Source organism: Carboxydocella thermautotrophica, assembly GCA_003054495.1.
Lineage (GTDB): Bacteria > Bacillota.
Genome location: CP028514.1, coordinates 2,027,239 through 2,054,110, shown reverse-complemented (window position 1 = coordinate 2,054,110; position 26,872 = coordinate 2,027,239). Strand labels below are relative to the sequence as shown.

Sequence of the window (26,872 nt, the reverse complement as noted above, 5' to 3'; positions counted from 1 at the left end):
TGGCGCAAAGTAGCAAAATACATAAACAGAGGAAAGGGGGAGGGATACATGGTAGCTGCAAAGTTTGGTGCCGATCTGGAGAAAAACTTGCAACTTCTAAAAGAACGGCTGGGGGAAGGGAAGGATATAATCTGGCGTAACTTTACCATTGGGGCCAGTGGGGCCAGGGGAGCCCTGCTTTATGTGGATGGCCTGACGGACAAAACCACTTTGCAGGAACAGGTGCTGAAACCACTGGTAATTCTGTCCACTGACTACCCCGCAGGCCGGGAATTTCGCGGCACCTTTGGGCTGGAAAAAGTCATGGACCATTTACTCAGTGCTGGCGGAGTTAAACGGGAGGAAGATGTGAACAAGGCCGTCACAGCATTGCTGGCCGGGGATACCCTGGTTCTGCTGCAGAATTGTTCCCACTGTCTGATTGTTTCCACCCGGGGCTGGTCAGCCCGCAGCATCACTGAACCAGCTACTGAGGCCTTGATTCGGGGTCCCCGGGACGGATTTGTGGAAACCCTGATGGTCAATATCGCCCTGGTGAGGCGGCGGATACGGGATGACCGCCTGGTGGTGGATTTACGCCAGCTAGGGGTACGCAGTCAGACTGATGTAGCAGTGATGTATATCAAGGATCTGGCTCCTCCGGAGCTGGTAGAGGAGGTTAACCGCCGACTGGACAAAATCAATCTGGATGCCCTGATTGAAGCAGGTTATGTGGAACAGCTCATTGAAGATAACCTCTGGTCGCCTTTTCCCCAGTTACAACACACGGAACGGCCGGATAAAGTGGTAGGAGGATTACTGGAAGGCAGGATTGCCATTCTGGTGGACAATAGCCCTTTTGCTTTGCTGTTACCTGCTACCCTGCCGGTATTGTACCAGTCCCCGGAAGATTATTATGAACGCTGGCAGGTAGCCTCTTTTGCTCGATTTCTGCGTTTCATCGCTTCTTTCTTTTCTGTCCTGACGCCAGCGGCTTATATTGCCATAACCAGCTATCATCCGGGGATGCTGCCTACCAAACTGGCCATGGCAATTGCTTCCAGCCGGGGCGGGGTGCCCTTTCCAGCTTTTGTGGAAGCGGCATTGATGGAGATTTCCTTTGAGCTGTTAAGGGAAGCGGGGGCCCGCTTACCCCGGGCCATTGGCCAGACTATATCCATTGTAGGCGGTCTGGTCATCGGCAATGCAGCGGTACAGGCAGGCATTGCCAGTCCGATCATGATCATCATTGTGGCGATTACCGCCATCGCTTCCTTTGCTATCCCTCATTACAATGTGGCCGCTGGCCTCAGACTGATGCGCTTTCCCCTCATGGTTGCGGCGGCCTTGCTGGGTATGTACGGAGTTATTCTGGGTTTTATTTTACTCAATATCCATTTTGTCCGCTTGAAGAGCTTTGGAGTGGTGTATATTCAGCCGGCAGTGCCGTTTAATTTACGGGATTGGAAGGATGTAATTTTCCGTTTGCCCTGGCAGGCTATGAAACTCAGGCCTTCGACTTTTAATGCCAGAGATGAGGTGCGAATGGGGGACAAACCATGAGCCAGAAGGAAAAAATTTGTGGCAAAGGCCTGGCCATGCTGATGACTGCTACCATCCTCGGGGTGAGGTTTTTGAGCCTGCCCCGGGACATTTCCCGGTTGAGCGGAGCGGATGGCTGGCTGACTGTCCTGGGCAGTGGTGCATTCCTGCCCTTACTGGTCTGGCTGGCCTATCGCCTGGCCCGCTATTTTCCGGACCAGGATATTATCCAGTATGGCCAGGAAATTCTGGGAAAAATTCCGGGCTGGATTATGGGCTGGCTCTTTGCCCTTTTTGCTTTGATGATAACTGCCATCAATACCCGGATGTTCAGTGATGTCATCAAGGTCTTTTTGCTCAGCCGTACCCCTCTGGATGTGGTGGTGATTGCTATGTTGCTCACCTGTCTGCCCCTCATCACTGGCGGGGCAGAGAGTATCGCTCGGATTGTCCAGCTGTTTGTACCTCTGATACTGGTTTTTTTTCTTACCATCATCCTGGGTTCTTTGTACAATGCTGACTTCGGTGAATTGATGCCCCTGCTGGAACAGGGCTGGCTGCCGGTGGTACGCGGTTTGCCCCTGGCGATAACCAGTTTTATCGGCGTGGGGGTCCTTTATTTCTTCTTTCCCAATGTGAAACGGTCAAGCCAGGAGAAGCTGGGAGCATGGCTGCTGGGGGGCATTATGCTGCCCTGGCTGGTAATTTCCGTACTGGTAATTGTAGCTCAGGCCGTTTTTGGCCGGGAAGAGATACATTTTCTGCTCTATCCCATTGTATCCCTGTCTATGGCGGCCACTTTACCGGCCAGTGCCTTTCTGGAGCGCCTAGATTTATTCTTCATCATTTTCTGGATCCTCAGTTCCTTTAACAGTATAGCCATTACCTATTTTCTGGCTTTACAGACCCTGAATCGATTGCTGGGCCTGCGCCAGCTCCAGCCGGTGGCCTGGCTGCAATTGCCGGTTCTCTATTTTCTGGCCATGGTGCCGGAGAATATCGAGCAACGGGCCTATTTGCTGCACTGGCTCAGTTATGCAGGCGGGATTTTCGTTTTTCTCTATCCCCTGGGTCTGCTCCTGCCTCTGGCCTGGTGGCAGAGGAGGAAAAGAGCATGAGAAAACTGGCAATTCTGGGAACGCTGGGGATATTGCTTTTTCTCAGCGGTTGCTGGGACCGCTGGGAGATCGAGGAACGGGGATTTGTGCTGGGCCTGGCCATTGATCGGCCCCCGACGGTTGAGCACAAAGAGGTTTTTCAGGTCACCATGCAGCGGGCTATTACCGAAGCCATGGCCGGAGGTGGTGGCGAGGGAGGAACCAAACCCAGTCCGGGTCTGAATATCAGCGGTACAGGCCAGAGTCTGCAACAGGTTTTTAGCCTGCTGGTGGATACCAGCAATCGTCCACCCTCACTGGAACATCTGAAAGTGATCATTTTCGGAGAAAAGGTGGCCCGCAGCGGAGTGGGACCTTTGCTGGACTTTTTTGCCCGCAATCCCGAGGTCAGGCTGGGGACTGATATGCTCATCGCCAAAGGGGATGCCAGAAAAGTGCTGGAAATTCGCATGGAGACCCGGCAACCGGCTGCTCTGGCCATTGCCGAGAGCCTGGATAACCGCCGCTATACCCTGACCATGGCACCCCGGCAAAATGTGGGCCAGGTGTTGCATGCTTTACTGGAAAAGCAAGGTGTGGTAGTTCCCCGGGTGATAGCCACCGGCAAACAGTTTTCCCTGCGAGGGGCTGCTTTATTGAAAGAGGGAAAGCTGGTGGATTGGCTCAATGGCCAGGAGGTGGCTGGCTATGCCTGGCTGATGGGACGGGTGGAGGGAGGAACGGTTACCATTAATGAACCGGGCCATCCCGAGCATCAGGTTTCCTTTCGCATCACAGATGCCAGCGTTTTCCGCCGGGTGTCGCTGACGGAAACAGGGCCAGAAGTGGAGTTTCGCATTCGTACGGAAGGGGACCTGGCGGAAATTACCCATGTTCGGAAACACGGGGAAGATGTACAGATGCTGCGCCGCATCGAAGAGGTACTGGCTGAAGATATCCGCCAAACCTGCCTGGCAACAGCAAAGAAAATGCAAAGGCATGAAACCGATGCTCTGAAATTATGTAATGAGGTGTACCGGCGCTGGCCGCAATACTGGCAGGCCCGGCAGAAAGAATGGCCGCGCCTGTTTGCGGAGATGCCGATAACAGTTCGGGTGGAAGCCCATATCCGGCGCAGTGGGGTACGGGAATAATCAAAAAATCATTTTCAGCAGTCGCAAGCCCAGATACAGACCGGGACCCAGACCCAGATAGAACCAGCCCCCGTATACGGAGAGTTTGGCTTCCCTGATCTGGCCCTGATGAAGCAACCACTGGCCTTGAAGCAGCAGGGCCAGGCCACAGAAAAGGCAGAGGAGGAAAAAATATAAATTGAAGCGGTTAACCAGAAAGGTAAACCAGGAAGTTGTAGTAAAATCCATGCTCATCACCTCATCAATAGTCTGCCAACAGGGGAGGTAAAATATGCCTGAGCATTATGATGCAGTAGTGGTCGGGGCCGGACCTGCCGGAGCTGCCACAGCTTTGACCCTGGCCCGTAACGGAATTTCTGTCTGTCTCCTGGAAAGGGGGCAGTATCCCGGAGCTAAGAATATTTTTGGCGGGACCATCTATCGTCAGCCCACCGAGTTGCTGGTACCGGCTTTCTGGGAGGAAGCTCCGCTAGAGCGGCCGGTGGTAAAGGATGAACTCTGGTTGATGGAAGAAGACTCGGCGATTAATGTGGGTTTTACCGGTCTGAAGTTTGGCCGTGCGCCCTACAATAAGTTCTGTGTACACCGCAGCCAGTTTGACCGCTGGCTGGCGGACCAGGCGGTCAGAGCGGGGGCCCGGCTTTATTGCAATACCACTGCCCGGGATCTGGTCTTAAAAGGCAAGCAGGTAATCGGGGTGGAAGTGGACGGTGGGGAGCGCATTCTGGCGGATGTGACAGTACTGGCTGAGGGAGTCATGGCAATGCTGACCAGAAAAGCGGGTCTGCGTTCCCAGATTCCTCCCCATGCCGTTACCCTTTATGTGCGGGAAGTGCTGGCCCTGCCGGCGGAAAAAATCGAGGACCGCTTTAATCTGCCTGCCGGCCTGGGTGCTACTATCGGCCTGCTGGGCTGGCCCACCGGCGGGGCCATTGGTAAAGCCGGCATTTGGACGATGAAGGACACGGTGGCCATTATAGTGGGCGGTTTTCTGGATGACCTGATTAAAAAGGGCCTAAGTCCCAGATGGCTGCTGGACCGCTTCAAGCAGCATCCCATTATGAAAAAGCTGCTGGCAGGGGCTGAACCAATAGAATACCAGGCCCACTTGATTCCCAAAGGCGGATATAAGGGGATACCAAAACTATACCGGGATGGCTTGCTGGTAGCGGGGGATGCAGCCGTGATGATATCCGGGCGAAGGGGCTCGGACCTGGCCATGCTTACCGGCAAGTATGCGGCGGAAACCATTATCCAGGCCAAAGCCCGGGGGGATTTTACTGCCAAAATGCTGGGAGCCTATGCCCGCAAACTTAATGACACTTTCTTTATGAAGGACATCAAGGCAGGGAAGGATGCCCTCAGCTATTATGAACATTATTCCGACAGCGATTTTCTCATCAGCCGACTGGCCAATCAGAGTGCCTATGAGTTTTTTACCGAGGGTTTAATCACCGAAAAGGAGAAAAAGGAAAGGATTGTCAGGATGTTTGTCAATTATCAGAAACTGGGCAAAACGGTAAAGGATCTCTATGCCGGGATCAAAAACTGGGGGGTATTTTAATGCAAACCGAAATTCATCCGTCCCCGGTAGAACATATTTCTCTGAAAAATCCTGCTCTTTGTCGCAAAAAATGCCCGGAACATCCCTGTACCTTCATCTGTCCCAGCGGGGTTTTCCACTGGCAGGGAGACAGAATCAGGATTGAACAGGAGCAGTGTGTGGAGTGTGGAGCCTGTGAACTGGCCTGCCCTCAGGGCAATATCAACTGGACCTTGCCTCCGGGCGGTTTCGGGGTGGTGTATCACTGGTGAAAACCAGGGAACTGATTAACCAGCTCAATGAATTTCTCTTTCTGGAACAGGGCCAGGTTGCTCTCTACCAGATGATGGCCAGGGCCGCCCCTACCAGGCACCAGCGCCAGGGTTTACTGCGCCTGGCGGCCATTGAAGAAGAGCATGTCCGCAATATCAATGGTCTCTTGCTAACCATCGGCGGTAAAGTCCAGGGGTTGCCAGAGTTTATGGAAAGTCAGTGGGGTTACTGGCTCAGCCGAATGGGGCTGTCCGCCCTGATCAGCGGGACCAGGATACTGGCTAACTGGGAAACGGTTTTGCGGGGAGCGGTACTGGGGGAAGAAAAGGCCATTTCCTCCTATCGGCAGTTGTTGCGCCAGGTGAGAGACAGGGAAATAGAAGCCATCCTCTGGTTTAATCTCATTGATGAGGAACTGCATGCCTGCTGGCTGGAATTTTGTGCAACACAAAGAGGAAAAAAAACAATTGTGGCGAATATTATGATAAGAGAGCCTGGGCAACCGGCAAGGGAGGCTGAAAAGAATGAATAATATCCATGATGAAACCATGATGTTCCAGCGGGATGGCGAGGAGAACCAGGCCCGGGAGATCCTGAAACAGGTATATGCGGCTCTGAAAGAAAAGGGCTATAACCCCATCAATCAACTGGTTGGCTATTTGCTATCCGGTGACCCGGCCTATATTACCAACCATAACCAGGCCCGTTCCCTGATCAAAAGGGTAGAGCGGGATGAGTTGCTGGAAGAACTTGTAAAGACTTATTTAAATCAGCTCTAACAGGAGGATGACGTGGAATACCGGCAGTTAGGTCAAACTGGAATTGAAGTATCCCGCCTCTGTTTCGGGGCTCTTACCATTGGGCCCTTGCAGGCAAATCTTCCCCTGGACCGGGGTGCGGCGGTGTTGCGCTACGCCCTGGAGCTGGGGGTTAATTTTATCGATACCGCCCAGCTATACCGAACCTATCCTTATATCCGCCAGGCGTTGAGGGGCTGGGATAAGCCAGTGGTGATTGCCAGCAAAACCTATGCCTATACCAGGGAAGGGGCAGCGGCGGCTCTGGAGGAAGCCCGCCGGGAACTGGACCGGGATGTGATCGATATCTTTCTCCTGCATGAACAGGAATCCATCCACACCGTCAGAGGTCACTGGGAGGCAGTGGAATATCTGCTGCAGGCCCGGGAAAAAGGGCTGATTAGGGAGGTAGGCCTGTCCACTCACCGCATTGCCGGGGTGGAAGCGGCTCTGGCTTTTCCTGAGCTGACAGTTATTCATCCTCTGTATAATCTGGCTGGAATTGGCATCGGTGACGGGGATGCTGCGGCCATGGCAGAGGCTATTGCCCGGGCGGCGGCAGCGGGAAAAGGCATTTACAGCATGAAACCTCTGGCCGGTGGCAATTTGTTAAGCCGGCGGGAAGAAGCTCTGCAGTTTGTTCTGTCTACCCCCGGGATTGCGGCGGTAGCCATCGGCATGCAAAGTGAGGCAGAAGTGGAATATAATCTGGCCTTTTTCAGTGGCCAAACACCACCTCACGAGGCGGCAGTACGGATCAGCAGCCAGCCCCGCCGCCTGCATATTGAGGACTGGTGTCAGGGTTGTGGACGCTGTGTTGAACGCTGTCAGCAACAGGCTTTGTACCTGCAGGGCGAAAAGGTGGAAGTTGATCGGAACAAATGTCTGCTCTGCGGTTATTGCTCAGCGGTTTGTCCTGATTTTTGTTTGAAAATCTTTTAAGAGGAGCTGGCTATATGCGGATAATGGGATTGGATGTAGGGGACAAGACTATCGGCATTGCCCTCAGTGACCCGCTGGGCTGGACGGCCCAGCCGTTGAAGGTACTGCGCCGGACCAGTCTGCAGCAGGATCTGGCGGAACTGGCCCGGCTCTGCCAGGAGCAGGAAGTGGAAAAAATCGTGGTGGGTTTGCCCCGGAATATGAATGGAACCTACGGTCCGCGGGCACAATTAGTGATGGAGTTTAAAGAAAATCTGGAAAAGGTGCTGGGGCTACCGGTAGAAACCTGGGATGAACGCCTATCCACTTTAGCGGCGGAACGGACCCTGCTGGCTGCCGATGTGAGCCGGGCCCGGCGCAAGCAGGTGGTGGATAAGCTGGCAGCGGTTGTCATCCTGCAGGGATATCTGGACAGGCAGCGCAATTGACAAAAGCTGCCGGCTGGAGTAAAATACAATTATTCTGATAGAAGAGGTGAATCAAAATGGTAGATGAAAGAGAAGATGTGATCATCCTGGAAGACGAGGAAGGCAATGAGCATCAGTTTGAAATTATCGATGTCTTTGAAATGGACGATAACCGCTATGCTGTACTGCAGGCTGTTGACAATGAAGAAGAAGCTGTTATCCTCAAAGTAATCACTGAAGATGGGGAAGATATCCTGGTAGACATCGAAGATGATGAGGAGTTCGACCGGGCAGCGGAATACTGGGAAGCCAGCCTTGAGGCCGAAGATTTTGAAGACTAAAGCTGAGCACTGGACGCTTTCTATATGAAAGCGTCTTTGTTTCATTTTTTAGAAAGATGGGGGAGAAAAGGGATGAAAAAGCTGGCAGTCATTGTCCTGCTGGTACTAACGAGCACCCTGGCCGGAACCTGGCTGGCAGTACAGAAAGTGCTGGGGAATGATACCATTGTGGAGGGAGTTTATTTTGGTACCATTAACCTGGGAGGGAAAAGCCGGCAGGAAGCAGCCCGGTTGCTGGCTACCGAAGAGAACAAGGAACAGGAACGGCTGGTGACTTTACGCCTGGAAGACCGCAGCTGGCAGTTCAGCAAAAAAGAACTGGGCTATGGCTGGGACTTGCAGGCCATGCTGGACTGGGCCTGGGCCCAGGGGCGCGGCGGTTGGCCCTGGGAGGAATGGCAGGCTCGACGGCGCTTGCAGGAGCAACCGGCAGAAGTACCCCTCAAAGAAAAAGTGGATTTAACCCTGGCCCGCAAGCAGCTGGAAACAGTAGCAGAGGCGGTATATGTCAAGCCCGTGGACTGGGAACTGACCGTCAATGCTGCTGACCAGGTGGTATATATTCCGGGGAAACAGGGCAGCAAGCTGGACATGGAGGCAGCCCTGCGTCAGCTGGAACCGGCATTGCTGGAACGTCAGGCCAAACCCATCCAGCTGGCACGGGTACCGGTAGAACCGGCGGTAAACCGGGAAACCCTGGATAATATGCGGATCAAGGCGATTATCAGTCAGTTTTCTACCACCTTTGATCCGAAAAATGTGGACAGAGCTTATAATGTAATGGTGGCAGCCAATGCTGTCAATGGTGTCCTGCTGGCTCCGGGCCAGGTCTTTTCCTTTAACAAAATCGTTGGACCTCGTTCCAAAGAAGCGGGTTACCGGGACGCGCCAGTAATTATAAATAATGAACTGGTTCCAGGGGTTGGTGGTGGTGTCTGTCAGGTTTCAACCACTCTTTATAATAGCGTTCTCCTGGCCGGACTGGAAATCGTCGAGCGCACCAATCACTCTATTCCTGTCAAATATGTACCTGTTGGCCGGGATGCTACAGTTACCTATGGTGGCCTGGATTTCAAGTTTCGCAATAACCGCAATCACTGGTTATACCTCAAATCCCAGATAGCGGGCAATCGCCTGATTTTCAAGGTTTTTGGCGATCCGGCGGAAAATGTCAATGTGGAACTGATAGATCAGATTACTCAGGTAATTGAACCGAAAGTCATTACCGTGAAAGACCCTAACCTGCCGAAAGGGCAAAAGGTGGTTAAAGAAGAAGGCCACCGGGGTTACCGGCATTATACTGTTCGTATTATCAAGAACCGGCAAGGTAAGGTGCTGAAACGGGAAGTAGTGACTAAAAGTTATTATAAACCGAAAAACTGGGTCTATGCCGTCGGTACAGGACCAGCTGCACCAGCAGCGGTACCGGCTCCAGAACTATAATTTTTGGCAAGTCAGTCCCACCTCTGGCATATAATCTTTTAAGGAAGATGGCAAAGGAGGTCGGGGACATGAAAAAGATAGTGGTGGCCGGGCGCAATGATGCCGGGAAGTCCACCATACTGGGGGAACTGTACCGGGGATTGAAGCAGCGCAACTGGCAGCCGCTGGCGGTGGGGTCGGGGATTCAGGATGAAAAACCCTATCTGCTCAAAGGTATTGATGCCACCTATCTCACCATTGCGGTACCGCCACCGGGACAGGATGTGATTGAGGATATCGAACGGGTGGTGCGGCAGACCGTCAACCAGATCAGAGAGAAAAATCGCTTGATTCAACACGCCAGAAAGGCGCTGGATGAACTCAATAAAGTCCGGTCGGTGCTGGAGTTAGGCCACGTTTCCCAGCGGGACCTGCCGAAAGTGGCGGCAGAACCCAATGTGGCCCTGATTGAAGCAGTGGGTATCAATGATGGCTATAAATCAGCGGAAAGCCGGCGGCTGGCCGATATCCTGGTAACGGTAGTACCAGCCAGTATCAAGGCGGAGATCATCATGGAGCCATCCAATGTGCTGCTGGATGAGGCGGATATTATCGTGGTTACCAAGATCGACGAGACTCCTCGCAGTGTCAGCAGCTCCAATATTAAACTTCTGCAACGCATCTATCGCCACAAACCCATTATCCCGGTGGTAGCCACTGAAGGGGTCCACATGGAACTGGTAGTGGAAGAAGTGGCCAAACGACTGCATGAGGCTCAGCTCATGCTGGACCTGGCCAAAGAGGCAGCACCGCCGGAGCGGGAAAAATAGCAAGGCAGCCCGGGGAGGGCTGTTTCTTTTTGTCGACAGCTTGTCCCCGCCTGCCGAAACCTGTATAATGAAGGCAGACAGGGAGAGAAAGCGGGGAAAGCAAATGACAGCACCTGTAGTTGTAGTTCAGAAAGGACGGAAACTCTTAATTCTGCTCCTGTTTATCGGCTTGCTGGGGAGCGGTGGTTTGCTGGGCCTGAACAGCTGGTGGCAGCAGGCCCTGGCACCGGCAGCAGCCTCCGGGCAGGGTCAGGTAGTAGAAATCAAGCCGGCAGATAGTGTGACGGAACTGGCCCGACGCTTGCAACAGCAGGGGCTGATCAAATCAGCACTGGCTTTTCGCTGGTATGGGCAGTGGCAGGGCCTGGACCGCAAAGTCAAACCGGGACCCTACTTGCTGGCGGCAAATCTGTCAGTACCGGAAATCTGGTCAGCTCTGACTTCAGGTAAGGTAGCGACTGTGAAAGTGACTATTCCGGAAGGTTATACCCTGGCGCAGATGGCCGAATTACTGGAAAAGAAAGGTCTGGTGCAGGCGGAGGAGTTTCTGCAGGCTGCCAGCCAGGCTGAGTTGCCCTATGACTACTGGCAACCGGGGAACTTACAGGGCCCACAGCGCCTGGAAGGCTATCTATTCCCAGCCACCTATGATTTTCCTTTAAATACGAAGGCCGAGGAGATTATCCGCATTATGGCCCAGCGCATGGCAGCGGAAATCACCCCGGAGTTTGTGGCTAAAGCCCGGGCCCTGGGGCTGACTCCCGCTCAGGCCATCACTCTGGCCTCTATTATCGAACGGGAAGTTAAAGTGGATCGGGAACGGCCCAAAGTGGCAGCGGTCTTCCTCAACCGCCTGCGCCAGGGGATGAAACTGGAGTCCTGTGCTACCGTGCAGTATGCTTTAGGTAAACCCAGGGCCCGTCTCTACTATAAAGATCTGGAAGTGGCTTCTCCTTATAACACCTACAAAATCAAAGGTTTGCCGCCTGGACCCATTGCTGCTCCTGGCCATGCTTCCTTGCAGGCGGCAGTTAACCCGGCAGCAGCGGATTACCTCTATTTTGTGGTTTCCCGCAATGGGGAACATGCTTTTAGTCGTACCTGGGCTGAGCATTTGCGCAACAAGGCCAAATACCTGGCCAATCTGGATACACCTCTGGAGGAGAAATAGGAATGAAACCAGAATTACTTGCCCCGGCGGGCAATCTGGAAAAACTGAAAACTGCCATTGATTTTGGCGCTGATGCCGTCTATCTGGCTGGACAGCGCTTTGGGCTAAGGGCCCGGGCCGGCAACTTTTCCCGCTTCCAGCTGGAAGAAGGGCTGAATTATGCCCGTCAGCGGGGACGGAAAGTATATGTAACAGTGAATATTTTTGCCCATAACCGGGATCTGGAGGATTTGCCGGCCTACCTGGAGGAATTGCAGGAACTGGCAGTGGATGGGCTGATTATCGCCGACCCGGGGGTATTCAGCCTGGCCCGGCGCTATGCCCCGCGCCTGCCTTTGCATATTTCCACCCAGGCCAATATTACCAATAAGGAAGCGGCTCGTTTCTGGGCTGACCAGGGGGCAGAGCGGCTGGTACTGGCCCGGGAACTGACTGAGCAGGAGATTGGCGAAATCAGACGCTACTGCCCTGAGACAGAACTGGAAGTGTTTGTCCATGGAGCCATGTGCATTTCCTATTCCGGTCGCTGTTTGCTTTCCAGCTATATGACAGGGCGGGATGCCAACCAGGGAGATTGCGCCCAGGCCTGCCGCTGGAGCTATGCCCTGGTGGAGGAAACCCGGCCGGGAGAATACTATCCCATTCTGGAAGATGAACGGGGGACCTATATTTTTAACTCTGCTGACCTCTGTTTGCTGGAATATTTGCCCCGGCTAATGGCAGCAGGAGTGAACAGTCTCAAAATTGAAGGTCGAATGAAAAGTGTTCACTATGTGGGTACGGTGGTAAAAGTTTACCGGCAGGCCATCGATGCCTGGCTGGCTGATCCTGAGGGCTGGCAGTGCCGGGAGGAGTGGCTGGAGGAACTGGCCAAAGTCAGCCATCGGCCTTATACTACCGGTTTTTTCCTGGGCTGGCCCCCGCAACAGGCCGGACAGCATTATCTCTCTGCCGGCTATATTCGGGAATACGATTTTGTTGGCATAGTACGGGAGGAAACCCCACAGGGACTGTGGGTGGAACAGCGCGGCCCTTTTGCCACAGGGGAGGAACTGGAAGTGCTTACTTCCTTTGGGCCCAACCGGCAATTGCGAGTAGAAAAGATGTTCAACGAAGCCGGCGAAGCAATCGACCGGGCTCCTCATCCCCGGCAGCTGGTTTTGCTCCCGGGCGTAGCAGGAATTCCGGCTGGTAGTTTATTAAGACGTGCCAAACAGTGACAGTCTGGAGGGATAAAAAATGGCGACCTGGGTGCAGCTGGCAGCTGACCACCATCCGGAATGCAAGATTTATGCCCGCCTTAACCCGGCTGACATACTTTTGCTGGACCGGATTTTTGAAGGGCATGGCAGTATAGGCATTGTCAGTACCGCTGATGGCAAACAGGGGCTGGTGGTTATTCACTGTACCCCTGATACAAGGGCAGAAGCTCTGGAGCTTTTACGGCATTGCCCTTTTCCGGTGGAAATACTGGATAGCTTACCGAAAAATGAGGAATAATGAGAGGAAAAAGGACAGGAGGCGACAGCCATGGAGCGCAGGCGCCGGCTGGTTAAGCTCGGCCTGGTCTTTTTCCTCTTTTTTTATCTTCCGCTACTGCTGCGCCTGGGCTGGTTGACGGTGGTAAGAGGGCCTGAACTGGCCCGGCAGGCCTGGAAACAGCAGACCTGGGCGGTTGGGCTGGAGGATATACCCAGGGGACAGATTTATGACCGCAATCTCAAACCCCTTACTGATTCCTATACCGACTGGCGGATTATTGTTTTTCCAGCCCTGGTTAAAAACAAAGTACATACCGCTATGCGGCTGGCCAATCTTCTGGGCCAACCTCTGGAGGAGATTCTGGCCCGGTTTAATGGTGAGGCAGTAATTTTGCCTTATCCCGTCAGTCAGGAGGCATGGCAATCAGTACATGCCTACCGCTGGCCAGGTGTAATGTTAAAGCCCGTAACTTTTCGCTATGGACCCCACCCCCTGGCTGCCAATGTGCTGGGCTATCTGGGTTATCCGGACCAGAAACGCTTAAGCCAGCTGCCCCGCGGGGATTACCGCCGCGGGGAGTTGCTGGGTCGGGCCGGGCTGGAGGCCTTATATGACCGGGAACTGCGGGATGTGAGCCCGGAAGGGGTGGCAGCAGTAGTCAAGGATGGTCAGGGCAGGATGATCAAAGGTCTGCAGGGGCAGAATGGCGGCTATCAGCCCAGCAAACGCCGTCGCCATCTGGTTCTGACTCTTGATGCCAGGGTGCAGCGGCTGGTGGAAACAGTGCTGGACCACCGCCAGCTCAGAGGAGCGGTGGTGGTGATGAAAATGGACGGGGATTTGCTGGCACTGGCCAGTCGGCCCACCTTTCACCCGGCTCAATTGCCTGCCCAACCGGAACCGCTACAATTTGTTGACCGTACCATGTGGCCAACTGAGCCCGGGTCGGTGTTTAAACTGCTGGTGGCCGCTGCTGCTCTGGAAGAGGGACTGGTCACTCCTCAGACCTGGATCGAATGCAGCAAAGTGCCCGGGGTAAAGGTCAATGTTCCCCATCCTAAAGGAGGGCATACTTTACAGGAGGCTCTAGCCTATTCCTGTAACCCCTATTTTGTCTGGCTGGGACGCAACCTGGGTGCGGATAAACTTTATAGCTATCAGCGTAAATTACAGCTGTTAACAGCGGTGGTCACCGGTTATCCCCATGCCTATCAGCAGCCGGACTGGAACCGGGTCTGGCAGGATAACCTCACCAATCTCAGTATCGGTCAGGGGCAGATGCAGTTGACACCTTTGCAAGTTGCCCGTCTGACTGCCCTGATTGCCCGCGGAGGGATAGACATTCAACCCCGCCTGGTCCAGGAAATCCGGGACGATTTTGGTCGGGTAGAAAGTCGCTTTGCGCCGGCGCAGCCCCAGCGCCTGCTTTCGGAGGCAACTGCTCGCCAGCTGCAGGGCATGATGAGATTAGTAGTCAGCCAGGGCAGCGGCCAGCTGGCGGAACTGGCACCTGGGGTGGCGGGAAAAACAGGTACAGCCCAGCGCAGTAATGGCCAGCTCAACTGCTGGTTTACCGCCTTTTATCCCACCCGGCAGCCACGGGTGGTATTAACAGTGCTGGTCGAGGGCGGAGAATCAGGGGGAAAAACGGCAGCACCGGTGGCGCGGGAAATTTTACAGGGATTGGCTAACCTGTATTAACAATAACTTTACATACATGCCATTCTTCAGTTAACAATGGCTTGCTACAATAAAGATGGGATAAGAAAAAACATGAGGAGGAAGAGAAAATTATGCTGAAAGCTGTGGGAACTAAAATTCTGGTCGGTACCCTGATGTTCAGCCTGCTGCTAACGGGCTGCGCCAAAAAGGAGGAGGCCAAAACCCCTGAAGGCCAGCAGGGAGCTATCGCCGGTTCTGTGCAGATTAAGGGCTCTGACACTATGGTTAACCTGGTACAAGCCTGGGCAGAAGATTTCATGGATAAAAACCCGGATGCCAGTGTGGCTGTTACCGGCGGCGGTTCCGGTACCGGCATTGCTGCTCTCATCAATGGTACTACCGACATCGCCATGGCATCCCGTGAAATAAAAGAAAAAGAAGTGAGTGACGCCAAAGCCAAAGGGATTGATGTAAAGGAAACCGTTGTAGCTCTGGATGGCATCGCTGTAGTAGTTAACAAGGATAACCCTGTAGATAAACTGACCCTGGCCCAGATCAAGGACATTTATACTGGCAAAATCAACAACTGGAAGGAAGTGGGTGGGCCTGACCTGAAGATTGTGGTCCTGTCCCGGGAAAGCAACTCCGGTACCTATGCTTTCTTTAAGGAACACGTTCTGAATAATGAAAACTTCCGTCCTGATGCTCTGCTCCTGCCCTCTACCTCTGCGGAAGTGAAGGAAATTCAGGGCAATAAAGGTGCAATCGCTTATATGGGTCTTGGCTATGTCAATGAGACTGTCAAAGCTGTGAAAGTTGCAAAAGATGCCAGTGATGCCGGGCTGGCTCCTAACCTGGAAACCGTAAAGAGCGGAGAATATCCCATTTCCCGCAAACTCTATCTCTACTCCGCTGGAGAACCTAAAGGAGTAGGTAAAGCCTTTATTGACTATGCTCTCAGCTCTGATGGCCAGAAAACGGTTGAAGAAATGGGATTCATTCCCTTAAAATAAAGTTAACCTTCCGGCTAGAGGAGTCGGGATTCCCGGCTCCTCTTGGCCTGTTTGTACGAGGAGGTAAAACATGGAAAGAGCGGTTGAATTTTTATTGAAAGCCGTAGCTCTCCTTTCGATTCTGGTGATCGGACTAATTTTTCTTTTCCTTTTCAAAGAATCCTTGCCGGTTTTAACCAAAGTTCCCCTTAGTGACTTTTTTACCAGCAAGATCTGGGCTCCTACTGATACTCCACCTAAATTCAGCCTGCTGCCCCTGCTGGCAGGTTCTTTCCTGGTTACTCTGGGGGCGCTGGTTATTGCTGTCCCGCTGGGATTGGCAACAGCCATTTATCTGGGCCAAATCGCCCATCCTACTATCCGGGGAATACTGAAGCCTGCCATCGAGGTACTGGCAGGGATTCCTTCTGTTGTTTATGGCTTTTTTGCTCTGATGGTACTAGCTCCGAAAATCAAGAGCCTGTTTCATCTGGATACCGGTCTTACTGCCTTGACTGGTTCGATCATCCTGGCCATTATGGCTTTACCCACCATTGTCTCTGTTTCTGAAGACGCAATCAATGCTGTACCGCGGCGATATGCGGAAGCATCTCTCAGCCTGGGGGCTACCCGCTGGCAGACCATCAAACATGTGATCGTTCCGGCGGCATTTTCCGGTATTACCGCTGCTGTCATGCTGGGTATGGGAAGAGCGATCGGGGAGACCATGGCGGTGATGATGGCTACTGGTAATGCGGCGGTGATTCCGAAAGGTTTTCTGGTGCCGGTGCGGACTATGACTGCTACCATAGCCGCCGAGATGGGGGAAGTGCCTCGAGGCAGTGAACATTACCATGCTCTTTTTTTGATCGGTCTGGTGCTGATGATCATTACCCTGGTGATTAACTTAATTGCCGACTATGTGGCCCGCAAAGTCAAGGAGGTGGAGTAGATGAGTCCAAAACTGCAAGAAAAAATTGCCTTTTCGGTTTTGCGGCTGGTCACCATCCTGATTATTGCGGTCCTGGCCTGGCTTTTATATGATATTCTCAGCAAAGGATTGCCCGCTATCAGCTGGGATTTTCTTACTGATAAACCCCGGCGGGGTATGACCAAAGGCGGAATTTTTCCTGCCATAGTAGGTACACTTCATCTCGTGTTCTGGACGATAGTTTTTGCTCTCCCTACCGGTGTAATGACCGCTATCTATCTCTCAGAATACGCCAGGGATAACTGGCTTACCCGCCTGATTCGCCTGGCCATCATGAATCTGGCCGGTATACCTTCAGTGGTGTTCGGGCTATTTGGACTGGGTCTGTTTGTTATCTATTTTGGGTTTGGGGCATCCATTCTGGCAGGTTCTTTGACACTGGCACTGATGACTTTGCCGGTAATTATCACTACTGCTGAAGAGGCCCTGCGCACTGTGCCCCAGTCCTACCGGCAGGCCAGTCTGGCTCTGGGGGCGACCAAACTGCAGACCATTATCAGAATCGTCTTGCCCCAGGCTATGCCGGGGATTATCACCGGCTCCATCCTGGGGATTGCGCGGGCAGCCGGGGAAACAGCTCCTATTCTGCTAACAGTAGCAGCTTTCTTCTTGCCCAAACTGCCGACCAGTATTTTTGACCAGGTTATGGCCTTGCCCTACCACCTGTATGTGATAGCAACCCAGGTGCCGGGAGTGGAGGATAAAATTCCCTACGGTACAGCGGTAGTCCTGTTGATGCTGGTGCTGGGGCTGAATCTGACCGCCACCTTGTTACGCAGTTATTTTGCCAGACAGCGCTAAGAATGGGGGTAACAGCCGTGCAGGAAAATAAGTTTACTGTTCGCCAGCTTAATCTGTATTATGGCAGTTATCATGCCTTGCATGATATCAACATAGACATCGGAAAAAACCGGGTGACAGCCTTAATAGGACCATCTGGCTGTGGCAAATCAACTTTTTTGCGCACTTTGAACAGAATGAATGATATAATAGAGAATGTACGGATTGAGGGGGAAATCCTGTTAGATGGGCAAAATATTTATGCTCCGGAAACCGATGTGGTTCAATTGCGGAAAAGAGTGGGTATGGTCTTTCAACAGCCCAACCCTTTTCCCAAGTCCATCTATGATAATGTGGCCTATGCCCCCCGTATCCATGGCCTGAAGGATAAACGCAAGCTGGATGAGATTGTGGAAAAGAGTCTGAAAGGTGCAGCTCTCTGGGAAGAAGTTAAGGACCGTTTGCACAAACCAGCCCTGGGCCTTTCTGGCGGGCAGCAGCAGCGCCTTTGCATCGCTCGGGCCCTGGCCATTGAACCGGAAGTGCTGTTGATGGATGAACCCACTTCGGCCCTGGACCCTATTTCCACCATGCGCATCGAGGAGTTGATTCAGGAGCTGAAAGAGCGATATACTATTATTATTGTTACCCATAATATGCAACAGGCTGCTCGGATTTCAGATACTACCGCCTTTTTCCTCAGCGGGGATTTGATTGAGTTCGGGCCTACTGATGAGATTTTCACCAAACCGAAGGATAAAAGGACTGAGGATTACATCACCGGTCGCTTCGGTTAAGGTCAAGCATTCTGGAAGGGGTGTAGTAAAATGAGCGGTTCCGTTCGTCACAATTTTGATCAGGCCCTGGAAGAACTGCAAAAAGATATTTTGAGAATGGGTTCTATGGTGGAGACGGCAATCGTCAAAGCGGTGGAAAGTCTGGCTCGCCAGGATGTGAAAATGGCTCAGGAAGTCATCGATGGAGATGAAGCTATTGACCAGCTGGAAAAGGAAATCGATGACCGCTGCATGAAATTGATTGCTACCCAGCAGCCCATCGCCGGAGACCTGCGTAAAATCGGGGCCGGGCTCAAAATAATCGTAGACTTAGAGCGCATTGCTGACCACGCTACCGATATTGCCAAGGTGACCCTGCGTATGGCCAATCAGCCCTTGATCAAGCCTCTAATCGACATCCCCAAGATGGCCAAACTGGCCCAGGAGGAAGTGCGGGGCGTGCTGGACGCCTATGTACGTGGGGATGTGGAGCTGGCCAAGGAAACCTGCAAAAAGGATGATGAAATCGATCGCCTTTACCGGCTGGTCTTTGATGAGCTGGTGGAGATAATGCAAAAAGATCCATCTACCATCACTCAGGCCACTCATCTGCTCTTTGTGGCCCGCTACCTGGAGCGAATAGGCGACCATGCCACCAACATCGGTGAAGGAGTTATCTACCTGGAAACCGGTGAGAGAGAGGATTTGAACCGGTAAGGAGGATCAAGGTGGAGATATTGCTGAGTCAGGAGGCGCTGCATGAACTGAGACAGAGAGGGAAAGTGCTGACAATATTTCAAGGGGAATACTCCGGTTGCTGTGTGGGCAAAGTGCCAGCTTTGATGGCCGATGCCCGTCGGCCTTTGGAACAGCTGGAGCAATATGAGCTTTTCCAGGTTGAAGATGTCAAAATTTATCTTGACAAAAAAATAATCGGTGCCATCAATGGACTGAAAATTGATATCCAGGGTCTATGGAAGTTGAAGAACTGGACTGTTACTCCTACTACTACCAGGTAGGAGTATTTTTTATAGACTTTTTAATGAAATAGTAATATAATAATATTGTAATATCACGATACGAGGAGTGATTGAGGATGGATCTGAGGAAAATTATTATTATTCTAGGATTAGCCGGTTTTACAGTCATGGCTGATAACTGGGTGGTTTCTCCCATTCTGCCGGCTATCGCCAGAGACATAGGAGTATCCGCTACTGCTGCTGGATTATTGATCACCTCATACATGATCCCTTTCGGATTGTTTCAATTGATTTTCGGGCCCCTTGCAGACCGCTACGGGAAAAAACAAATTCTGACCTTTGCCATGTTTTTCTTCACTTTCGCCACCGCATTAACAGCAATGGGAAGAGGGCTGGCTGATTTAGCATTTTACCGTGCCCTGACCGGTATTTTTGCTGCCTCAGTTATGCCAATTTCGTTAGCCTTAATCGGAGATCTTTTTCCCCTCTCGGAGCGCCAGGCAGCAATTGGAAGCTTTATGGGCATTTCTTTTTTAGGCCAGGGAATTAGTATGGCCTTAGGTGGGACAATAGCTTACTGGCTAAACTGGCGAGGGGTTTTCTGGGTATATACAGTGGTGGCAGCTTTTGTTACTTTTCTTTTTCTGACAACAGGTAAAAAAATTCCCTCATCCAAAAATCCGGAAAGCCAGTTTCTAACTCCCTACCTGAAGCTGCTTAGTACTGGAAAGAGCCTGGCAGTATATGTTATAGTTTTACTGGAAGGTATGTTTTTACTGGGATCATTCTCCTATCTGGGAGCCTTTATTGAAGATAATTATCACTATAACTACCTGGCTATCGGCTTATTGATGACCTTCTTCGGGATAGCAGCTGTTATTGGCGGCCGTTTAAGCGGTAAGTTGGCGGGTAAATATGGCAGGAAGAAAATACTTTTGACCGGTTTGAGTTTAGCTGCTCTGGCTGATCTAGCTTTTATCCTTGGAGCCAGGCAGCTACCCCTGTTGATTGCCGGAATCACTATGCTGGGCCTCGGTTTTATGCTGGCACATTCAACCTTATTGACGATGGCAACGGAGTTTGCCGTACAGGCTAGAGGGGCGGCCATGTCACTGGTAGCATTTTGTTTTATGGGAGGAGGTGGCATTGGGACAGCTGCAGGAGGAAAGTTACTCAAGTCAGTTGATTTTATGAATTTCTATGCCATTTACGGGACTGCCTTAGTAGCATTAGTTTTGCTTGCACTACTGCTGGTAAAGGGCCAGGAAGCTGTGGTGGTGGGAAAGGGGGAAGATTTTTAGGGATAATCCCCATTAAAACTAGGGATTTTGCTGATTTTCACTTGAGCTATCTCGGGAGATAATAAAAGTGAGATAAGACTCAAGTGAGGTGAGTATATGCTGGCCTTCAAGTTTGGACTGACCTGTAAATTTTGTGGAACAGTGCATAGAGATACTGAGAATGTTCTAATCTTGCGTGAACAATTTTCCGGACGCAAGAAGTTTGTCTGTCAGCGCTGTGGTCATCGGCTGATTGTACCCAGTGCTTCTCCGAAAGAATTCAAGACCAACCTGCAACAATTACAGGTAGATGCGCCCTGGCACATATAGAAAGCGGCAGCTTGAGCTGCCGCTTTAGTCTTGCCCTTCTACTGATGCAATACCGTATTTTTCAAAGTGACGTCGCAAGCGGGTAATAGTGGTCGGGGGCACACCCATTTCACTTGCGATTTCCTCATCACTGCGTCCGCGTTTGATGCCGGCCAGCAGGCGGTCCAAATTAACTCCTGTTTCAGCACACATCTCCTTGAGGGCAGGTTGGGTATCCCAGGGGGCTCCTCTCATCACTATCTACCTCCTCTCTTAATTAATATTTGAAAATAGGATGAAATTATACATACAAAATAGGGGAAATCCCTAAGGTCTGTTCAGTTTTTTTAGGGTATCATACCGATTATTTTATTATCAATTATTTTTTATAATGGAATCAGGGCAAGCTTGCCGAGTTTGCAATCGTTTTCTCAAACACTTTCAATGAGGAGGGAAAAAGTATGAGCTCAAGCGTAAGCGGTGACAAACTGCTGATAATGCAGGAAGATGTGAAGCGAGCGCTGGCCAGGCCTCTGAGTCAGCGGCAGTGGGCAATGGTAATTGATTTAAAAAAATGCGCTGGCTGCCACGCTTGTACCATCGCCTGTATTGCGGAAAACGTGCTTCCGCCCCATGTCATCTATCGGCCCGTGCTTGAACAGGAAAGCGGGGTATTTCCCAATGTTAAGAAACAATTTATCCCCAGGCCTTGTATGCATTGCGATAAACCACCCTGTGTGCCGGCCTGCCCTGTGGGGGCGACTTTTAAGCAGGCGGATAAAGTGGTGGCGGTAAACTATGAAAAATGCATCGGCTGTGGCCGCTGTGTAACTGCCTGCCCCTATTCTGCCCGTGCTCTCGATGATGGCAGTTTCTATACCGAAGGCACACCTGCCGTCCAGGGCTATGAAAAACGGCCCAATTTCGAGTACAACCAGCAGTGGAAAAGGGACAGCGCCTTTGCCGCCCCTAAAGGCAGAGCCAGAAAATGCACCTTTTGCATCCATCGCGTAAGCCAGGGCTTATTGCCGGCCTGTACTGTCACCTGTGTTGGCCGGGCCACCTACTTTGGCGATCTGGCTGACCCCAATGCTCTTGTTAGCAAACTGCTGAAGCAGCGCAAATATATGCGCCTGTTAGAGAATAAAGGAACAAATCCCCGCGTCTATTATTTGCTGTAAAGGAGGGAAGCGAACATGGATATAAACAGAAGAGATTTCCTGAAAACTTCTGCTCTGCTTGGTGGGGTAGCGGTCCTGGCCGGACAAGCGGAGCCGTTGACGGAGGCCGTAGCAGCTACGGGAAAACCACAGGACAAATATCCGCTGGATAATCCGGAAAATATGATTTACTCCGTCTGCTTGCAATGCAATACCGGCTGTGGCATCAAGGTCAAGCTGCTCAATGGTCAGGCAGTTAAAATCGATGGCAATCCCTACAGCCCCTGGACCATGTATCCCAGCATCAAATATGCTACCGATATTAAAGAGGCAGCTAAAATCGACGGGGCTATCTGTCCCAAGGGTCAGTCTGGTATTCAAACTGTCTACGACCCCTATCGGATCCGCCGGGTACTCAAGCGGGCCGGCAAGCGGGGCAGCAACAAGTGGGTTTCTATTCCCTTCTCCCAGGCGATCAAGGAAATCGTCTATGGCGGTAAACTGTTCGCCAGTGTACCGGGAGAAGAAAACCGGGTAGTTCCGGGATTGATGGATGTCTGGGCCCTGCGCGACCCGCAGGTGGCGAAAGCGATGGCTGCTGATGTGGAGAACCTCTGGAACAAGAAGATGACTCTGGCCGAGTTCCAGAGTAAATGGGCTGACCAGCTGGATAAGCTGATCGATCCAGCTCACCCGGATCTGGGGCCCAAAAACAACCAGTTCGTTTTTGCCTGGGGCCGACTCAAAGGGGGGCGCAGTGAATTTATCAAGCGTTTCACCAATGACGGTCTGGGCTCCATCAACACCCATGGCCATACCACTGTCTGTCAGGGTTCCCTCTACTTTACCGGCAAGGCCATGAGCGAACAGTATGCCTTTGATAGCAAAAAAGGCAAAGTTGACTGGACCGGTGGGGACAAGTTTTACTGGCAGGCTGATACACCCAACTCGGAGTTCATCCTGTTTGTTGGGGCATCACCCTTTGAGGCCAACTACGGTCCAGCCCAGCGGGTGCCGAAAATCACCGAAGGATTGGAAAGCGGCCGCTTGAAAATTGCCGTTGTCGACCCGCGTTACAATAAAGCTGCCAGCAAAGCCTGGAAATGGCTGCCCAACAAACCGGGTACCGAAGCAGCTGTTGCCCTTGCTATGATCAACTGGATTATCAGCAACAACAAGTATGATGCCAGATACCTGGCCAATGCCAACAAAGCGGCAGCCACGGCAGATGGGGAACCGACCTGGTCCAATGCCAGCTGGCTGGTGAAAATAGTGGATGGCAAGCCGACGGAATTCCTGCGGGGCTCCGAGATCGGTCTGCCCAAGATCAGCAAGAGCGAGACCATCAGCGGCACCACCTATGACTATGAACTGGATCCTCTGGTAGTCTGGAAGGATGGGCAGCCGGTAGCCGTTGATCCCAACAGCACTGCCGAGGCGGTCGAGGGCGAGCTGGATGTGGAGACCACAATCAATGGCATTACCGTCAAGAGCTCCTTCCGACTTCTGAAGGATCACGCTCTCAGCAAGACCATTGATGAGTGGGCCGATATTTGCGGACTGGAGCCGGAAGACCTGATCGCCCTGGCCCGGGAATTCACCTCTCACGGTAAAAAAGCAGCTGCCGATGTTCATCGGGGTGTTTCCCAGCACACCAATGGTTTCTATAATGTTGGAGTGTGGATGTCCCTCAACCTGCTGATCGGTAACTTTGACTGGAAGGGCGGCATGATTAAGGCTTCCACCTATAACTATGATGGGACCAAGACTGGCAAACCCTTTGACATGACCAAGAACCCTGGCAAAATCGCCAACTTTGGTATTAGCAGCATCAGGCACAATGTGAAATATGAAAATACCACCATATTCAATGGCTATCCGGCCAAGCGGCACTGGTATACCCTGGCCTCGGATGTCTATCAGGAAATCATTCCATCAATCGGTGACGCCTACCCCTATCCGGTGAAGGTGTTGTTCCAGTATATGGGTTCACCGGTTTACTCACTGCCAGGTGGGCATAAGAACATCGAAGTACTGTCGGATGTTAACAAGCTGCCTTTATATGTGGCCTTCGATATTGTTGTCGGGGAAAGCTCTATGTATGCCGACTATATCTTCCCGGATCTGACTTATCTGGAGCGCTGGGAATTCCACGGCTCCCATCCCAATGTGGCCCAGAAAGTACAGCCTGTCAGACAGCCGGCAATTGCCCCCCTGACGGAAAAAGTGACTGTGTATGGTCAGACCATGCCCATTTCACTGGAAACGGTACTGCTGGCCATCGCTGAAGAGATGAAGCTGCCCGGTTTTGGCACCGATGCCTTTGGGCCGGGGCGCCACCTAAAACACCAGGATGATATGTATATTCCTATGCTGGCCAATTTAGCTTTCGGCGATGATGCTACCGGCAAGGAAACTGTACCTGAAGCCAGTGCTGAAGAAATCGCTGTCTTCTATGCTGCCCGTAAGCATCTGCCCAAAGAAGTTTTTGACCCGCAGCGCTGGCAGGCCCTGGTGGGAGAAAGCTGGTTCAAGCGCATTATTTATCTGCTGAACCGGGGCGGTTTGTATCAGGACTTCGAGAAAGCCTATGATGGCGAGAAAGTAAAAAACAAATATGGCAAGCAGATCAACCTCTATCAGGAAAAAACATACAAGACCAAGAACTCCATGACAGGGAAAGCCTTCCCAGGGTTACCCCAGTATATCCGACCATATGCCGATGCGCTGGGTCGGCCGATCAATGATCTCAGTGAAGGATATAATCTTACCCTGATCACCTACAAGGATATTCTCCATACCAAGAGCCGGACAGCCAGCAACTACTGGAACCTGGCGGTAGAAAGCGAAAACTATATCTGGGTTAATCCCAGGGATGCCTACCGCTATGGCCTGAAAACGGGGGATCGGGTCAAGATCGTATCCGCTTCCAATACCAGCGGGGTCTGGGACCTGAAAAACGGCCAGAAGAAAGAGATGATCGGTAAAGTCAAAGTAACGGAAGGCATCCGCGATGGAGTTATCGCCTTCAGTCTGGGCTGGGGCCACTGGTCCTACGGCTCACAGGATGTCACCGTTGATGGTAAAGTAATCAAGGGCGACAGCCGCCGCCGTCAGGGTGTCCATGGCAATGCCGCCATGAGGTTGGACCCGGTAATTAACAATACCTGTATCAGCGACCTCGCCGGAGGCTCTGCGGTATTCTACGACACCAGAGTCAAACTGGTCAAGGTTTAAGAAGGGGGGTTGTGACATGAAAAAGTGGATTTCCATCGTACTCTTTGGACTGCTCCTGGCGGCTTTCGTAACTATTTATCAGCAGGACAATGTGGCAGATGCGCGGCCCAGCCGGGGTGGCAACTGTCTGGCCTGTCACACTCCCAGCCCGGCCAAAACCGCTACAACCAGCAAGAGCACTACCAGTACCAGCAAAGCTCAAGGCAAAGGTCCCCATAGTGCCAGTTTCCTGGCCAAACACGGCAGCACTGTGGTCAAACAGGGGGCGAATAGCTGTCTGAAATGCCATGGCAACACCAACTTCTGTGCCTCCTGTCATGCGAAAAAGGTAAAACCCCAGTCCTGGGCCACCAAGCATCAGAATGTACAGAAATACACCGACAAACTCAGCTGTGCCCAGTGTCACTCCTGGGCTAAACGGGGCGCTCAATAGCGCCCCGGGCTCAAGGGAGGGGATGCTAAATGCACAATAAACGGTTGCTATTGATGGTTCTCTTTTTGCTGGTAGGTATAGTGATTTTTACAGGCGGTGCGGTTTATTATACCGGGCAGACTGATTTCTGCAACAATTGTCATATCATGGATAAATACTACGATTCCTGGAAGCTATCCACGCACCAGCAGGTGCATTGTTATGACTGTCATACCGACCCGGGCGCGCTTGGGCTAGCTAAGGCCAAAATCAATGGTCTCAGGGAACTGGCGATAACAGTGATGCAATTAGACGCCAATCCCCGGGAAGATGTCCCTTCAGCCCGCTGCCAGGCCTGTCACGATAAATGGCCGCAGCAGTTGAAAAAACTGCCTGGTATCAGTTTCGACCATCAGACCCATATGCAAAAGGCAAAGCTTGATTGCACGACCTGTCATGCCAAACTGGTACATGGACAGCCCAAGCCGCTGAAAATGAAAGATTGTCTGGAGTGTCATAAGTCAAAAGGTCAGGGCAAAGCGCCGGTGGATAACTGCAGTCAGTGCCACCAGGATAGGAAACAACTGAAACCGGCGACTCACACTCAGCAGACCTGGGCAGTTGAACACGGCAGAGCCTACCTGGCCAATCAGAAGGCCTGTCTGGACTGTCACCAGAAAGGTGTAGAAAATCAGCTGTGCGCTCAGTGTCACCGGGTAACAATGCCCCACCCCCAGGGCTGGCTGGCCCAGCATACTGCTCAGGTTAAACAGACCGGCAATGCTGCCGATTGTCTCAAATGCCATGAGGCCACCGTCACAGCCGGAACCAAAAAAGCTGTTTCCTGTCAGAGCTGTCATGGTTTGACCATGCCTCATCCGCAGAACTGGCAGCAAACTCATGGCCAGGGGTTGAAAACGACCCAGCAGTGTGCTTTCTGCCATTCTTCGCAAAACCCGGTTAACCCGGGTGCCAGCTGGGCCAAACCGGACTTTTGCAGTAGCTGTCACCAGAAAACCAATCCCCATCCAGGTAACTGGCTACCAGTCCAGCATGCCCAGGCCAGTCGGGCTACAGGTGCTAACTGTACCCTTTGTCACCAGGGCTCAGCTCAACCCATCAATAACCGTTTCTGTAACAGCTGTCATCAGAAAACCAATCCTCATGACCAGAGCTGGATAGGGACCCATGGTGGGGTTGCATTCAGTCGACTGAATGATTGCCGCACCTGCCATAATCTCCAGTCTTATTGTGCTAAATGTCATGACTAATGTACTATTGCAGGAGGAGGCGGTTGGACTCCTCCTGCTCTG

30 protein-coding genes are annotated in these 26,872 nt (G+C 52.1%); 28 read left to right on the top strand and 2 right to left on the bottom strand.

Annotated elements, in window-relative coordinates:
- Positions 1–48: 48 nt before the first annotated feature.
- From CTH_RS10220 to CTH_RS10210, 3 genes are read left to right on the top strand one after another with little or no spacing between them, the layout of a single operon-like run.
- Complete coding sequence (locus CTH_RS10220; RefSeq protein WP_078665612.1) at positions 49–1,542, top strand: spore germination protein; 1,494 nt, start codon at positions 49–51, stop codon at positions 1,540–1,542.
- Positions 1,539–2,639: a GerAB/ArcD/ProY family transporter gene (locus CTH_RS10215; RefSeq protein ID WP_107753793.1), complete on the top strand. Its 1,101-nt coding sequence runs from the start codon at positions 1,539–1,541 to the stop codon at positions 2,637–2,639. The genes CTH_RS10220 and CTH_RS10215 overlap by 4 nt, the downstream gene beginning before the upstream one ends.
- Positions 2,636–3,772, top strand: coding sequence for a Ger(x)C family spore germination protein (locus CTH_RS10210; RefSeq protein WP_107753791.1), 1,137 nt, complete (start codon positions 2,636–2,638; stop codon positions 3,770–3,772). The genes CTH_RS10215 and CTH_RS10210 overlap by 4 nt, the downstream gene beginning before the upstream one ends.
- Here the strand turns inward: CTH_RS10210 and CTH_RS10205 are convergent, their stop codons facing one another.
- Positions 3,773–4,000, bottom strand: a complete 228-nt coding sequence (locus tag CTH_RS10205; protein ID WP_078665609.1) for a CLC_0170 family protein — start codon at positions 3,998–4,000, stop codon at positions 3,773–3,775.
- 43 nt (positions 4,001–4,043) lie between these two features.
- Between CTH_RS10205 and CTH_RS10200 the strand changes: the two genes are divergently transcribed.
- The 21 genes from CTH_RS10200 (at position 4,044) to CTH_RS10100 (ending at position 20,771) form a co-directional block, all read left to right on the top strand.
- Positions 4,044–5,336, top strand: a complete 1,293-nt coding sequence (locus tag CTH_RS10200) for an FAD-dependent oxidoreductase (RefSeq protein WP_078665608.1) — start codon at positions 4,044–4,046, stop codon at positions 5,334–5,336.
- Positions 5,336–5,587, top strand: coding sequence for a ferredoxin family protein (locus tag CTH_RS10195; RefSeq protein ID WP_078665607.1), 252 nt, complete (start codon positions 5,336–5,338; stop codon positions 5,585–5,587). Before CTH_RS10200 ends, CTH_RS10195 begins: the two co-directional genes overlap by 1 nt.
- Positions 5,584–6,120: a ferritin-like domain-containing protein gene (locus tag CTH_RS10190; protein WP_107753789.1), complete on the top strand. Its 537-nt coding sequence runs from the start codon at positions 5,584–5,586 to the stop codon at positions 6,118–6,120. Before CTH_RS10195 ends, CTH_RS10190 begins: the two co-directional genes overlap by 4 nt.
- A complete protein-coding gene (locus CTH_RS10185; protein ID WP_079906105.1) occupies positions 6,113–6,367 on the top strand; it encodes an IreB family regulatory phosphoprotein in 255 nt (84 codons plus the stop codon). The genes CTH_RS10190 and CTH_RS10185 overlap by 8 nt, the downstream gene beginning before the upstream one ends.
- A 12-nt stretch (positions 6,368–6,379) precedes the next feature.
- A complete protein-coding gene (locus tag CTH_RS10180; protein ID WP_107753787.1) occupies positions 6,380–7,327 on the top strand; it encodes an aldo/keto reductase in 948 nt (315 codons plus the stop codon).
- Between the two features lie 14 nt (positions 7,328–7,341).
- Positions 7,342–7,755 carry a Holliday junction resolvase RuvX gene (gene ruvX, locus CTH_RS10175; protein ID WP_078665603.1) on the top strand — a complete coding sequence of 138 codons (414 nt, stop codon included), beginning with the start codon at positions 7,342–7,344 and terminating at the stop codon, positions 7,753–7,755.
- 56 nt (positions 7,756–7,811) lie between these two features.
- Positions 7,812–8,075 carry a DUF1292 domain-containing protein gene (locus CTH_RS10170; protein WP_078665602.1) on the top strand — a complete coding sequence of 88 codons (264 nt, stop codon included), beginning with the start codon at positions 7,812–7,814 and terminating at the stop codon, positions 8,073–8,075.
- A gap of 72 nt (positions 8,076–8,147) precedes the next feature.
- Positions 8,148–9,518: a VanW family protein gene (locus CTH_RS10165; protein ID WP_159073860.1), complete on the top strand. Its 1,371-nt coding sequence runs from the start codon at positions 8,148–8,150 to the stop codon at positions 9,516–9,518.
- Positions 9,519–9,586: 68 nt separating this feature from the next.
- Positions 9,587–10,327: a hypothetical protein gene (locus tag CTH_RS10160; protein WP_078665600.1), complete on the top strand. Its 741-nt coding sequence runs from the start codon at positions 9,587–9,589 to the stop codon at positions 10,325–10,327.
- Positions 10,328–10,430: 103 nt separating this feature from the next.
- Positions 10,431–11,498 carry an endolytic transglycosylase MltG gene (gene mltG, locus CTH_RS10155; protein ID WP_159073859.1) on the top strand — a complete coding sequence of 356 codons (1,068 nt, stop codon included), beginning with the start codon at positions 10,431–10,433 and terminating at the stop codon, positions 11,496–11,498.
- A gap of 2 nt (positions 11,499–11,500) precedes the next feature.
- Entirely contained in the window at positions 11,501–12,718 is a 1,218-nt protein-coding gene (locus CTH_RS10150; protein ID WP_079906107.1) for a peptidase U32 family protein, read from the top strand.
- A 19-nt stretch (positions 12,719–12,737) separates the two neighbouring features.
- Positions 12,738–12,998, top strand: a complete 261-nt coding sequence (locus CTH_RS10145; protein ID WP_079906108.1) for a DUF4911 domain-containing protein — start codon at positions 12,738–12,740, stop codon at positions 12,996–12,998.
- 30 nt (positions 12,999–13,028) lie between these two features.
- Positions 13,029–14,681, top strand: coding sequence for a peptidoglycan D,D-transpeptidase FtsI family protein (locus tag CTH_RS10140; RefSeq protein ID WP_107753781.1), 1,653 nt, complete (start codon positions 13,029–13,031; stop codon positions 14,679–14,681).
- Between the two features lie 92 nt (positions 14,682–14,773).
- Positions 14,774–15,655, top strand: a complete 882-nt coding sequence (locus CTH_RS10135; protein ID WP_079906110.1) for a phosphate ABC transporter substrate-binding protein — start codon at positions 14,774–14,776, stop codon at positions 15,653–15,655.
- A gap of 70 nt (positions 15,656–15,725) precedes the next feature.
- Positions 15,726–16,586, top strand: a complete 861-nt coding sequence (gene pstC / locus CTH_RS10130; protein ID WP_078665594.1) for a phosphate ABC transporter permease subunit PstC — start codon at positions 15,726–15,728, stop codon at positions 16,584–16,586.
- The gene (pstA, locus tag CTH_RS10125) at positions 16,587–17,426 is read left to right on the top strand and encodes a phosphate ABC transporter permease PstA (RefSeq protein ID WP_078665593.1); all 840 of its coding nucleotides are present in this window, start codon (positions 16,587–16,589) and stop codon (positions 17,424–17,426) included. It abuts the gene before it with no gap.
- A gap of 17 nt (positions 17,427–17,443) precedes the next feature.
- Positions 17,444–18,202 (top strand): phosphate ABC transporter ATP-binding protein PstB, encoded by a 759-nt coding sequence (gene pstB / locus CTH_RS10120; RefSeq protein WP_278308370.1) that lies wholly within the window; start codon positions 17,444–17,446, stop codon positions 18,200–18,202.
- 30 nt (positions 18,203–18,232) lie between these two features.
- Positions 18,233–18,898 carry a phosphate signaling complex protein PhoU gene (gene phoU, locus CTH_RS10115; RefSeq protein WP_078665591.1) on the top strand — a complete coding sequence of 222 codons (666 nt, stop codon included), beginning with the start codon at positions 18,233–18,235 and terminating at the stop codon, positions 18,896–18,898.
- Between the two features lie 11 nt (positions 18,899–18,909).
- The gene (locus CTH_RS10110; RefSeq protein ID WP_078665590.1) at positions 18,910–19,200 is read left to right on the top strand and encodes a CC/Se motif family (seleno)protein; all 291 of its coding nucleotides are present in this window, start codon (positions 18,910–18,912) and stop codon (positions 19,198–19,200) included.
- A gap of 77 nt (positions 19,201–19,277) precedes the next feature.
- A complete protein-coding gene (locus tag CTH_RS10105) occupies positions 19,278–20,462 on the top strand; it encodes an MFS transporter (protein WP_078665589.1) in 1,185 nt (394 codons plus the stop codon).
- A gap of 96 nt (positions 20,463–20,558) precedes the next feature.
- On the top strand, positions 20,559–20,771 hold the full coding sequence (locus CTH_RS10100; RefSeq protein WP_078665588.1) for a hypothetical protein: 213 nt from the start codon (positions 20,559–20,561) through the stop codon (positions 20,769–20,771).
- Between the two features lie 24 nt (positions 20,772–20,795).
- Here CTH_RS10100 and CTH_RS10095 read toward each other — a convergent pair whose 3' ends face one another.
- The gene (locus CTH_RS10095) at positions 20,796–21,005 is read right to left on the bottom strand and encodes a helix-turn-helix transcriptional regulator (protein ID WP_078665587.1); all 210 of its coding nucleotides are present in this window, start codon (positions 21,003–21,005) and stop codon (positions 20,796–20,798) included.
- A 206-nt stretch (positions 21,006–21,211) separates the two neighbouring features.
- Here CTH_RS10095 and CTH_RS10090 point away from each other — a divergent pair, with 206 nt between their 5' ends.
- The 4 genes from CTH_RS10090 to CTH_RS10075 are packed head-to-tail and all read left to right on the top strand — an operon-like array spanning position 21,212 to position 26,830.
- Positions 21,212–21,931, top strand: a complete 720-nt coding sequence (locus CTH_RS10090; protein ID WP_078665586.1) for a 4Fe-4S dicluster domain-containing protein — start codon at positions 21,212–21,214, stop codon at positions 21,929–21,931.
- 15 nt (positions 21,932–21,946) lie between these two features.
- Positions 21,947–25,147 carry a molybdopterin-dependent oxidoreductase gene (locus CTH_RS10085; RefSeq protein WP_107753779.1) on the top strand — a complete coding sequence of 1,067 codons (3,201 nt, stop codon included), beginning with the start codon at positions 21,947–21,949 and terminating at the stop codon, positions 25,145–25,147.
- A 16-nt stretch (positions 25,148–25,163) separates the two neighbouring features.
- Positions 25,164–25,580 carry a hypothetical protein gene (locus tag CTH_RS10080; RefSeq protein ID WP_078665584.1) on the top strand — a complete coding sequence of 139 codons (417 nt, stop codon included), beginning with the start codon at positions 25,164–25,166 and terminating at the stop codon, positions 25,578–25,580.
- A gap of 29 nt (positions 25,581–25,609) precedes the next feature.
- Complete coding sequence (locus tag CTH_RS10075) at positions 25,610–26,830, top strand: NapC/NirT family cytochrome c (protein ID WP_107753777.1); 1,221 nt, start codon at positions 25,610–25,612, stop codon at positions 26,828–26,830.
- The last annotated feature ends 42 nt before the right edge of the window (positions 26,831–26,872 follow it).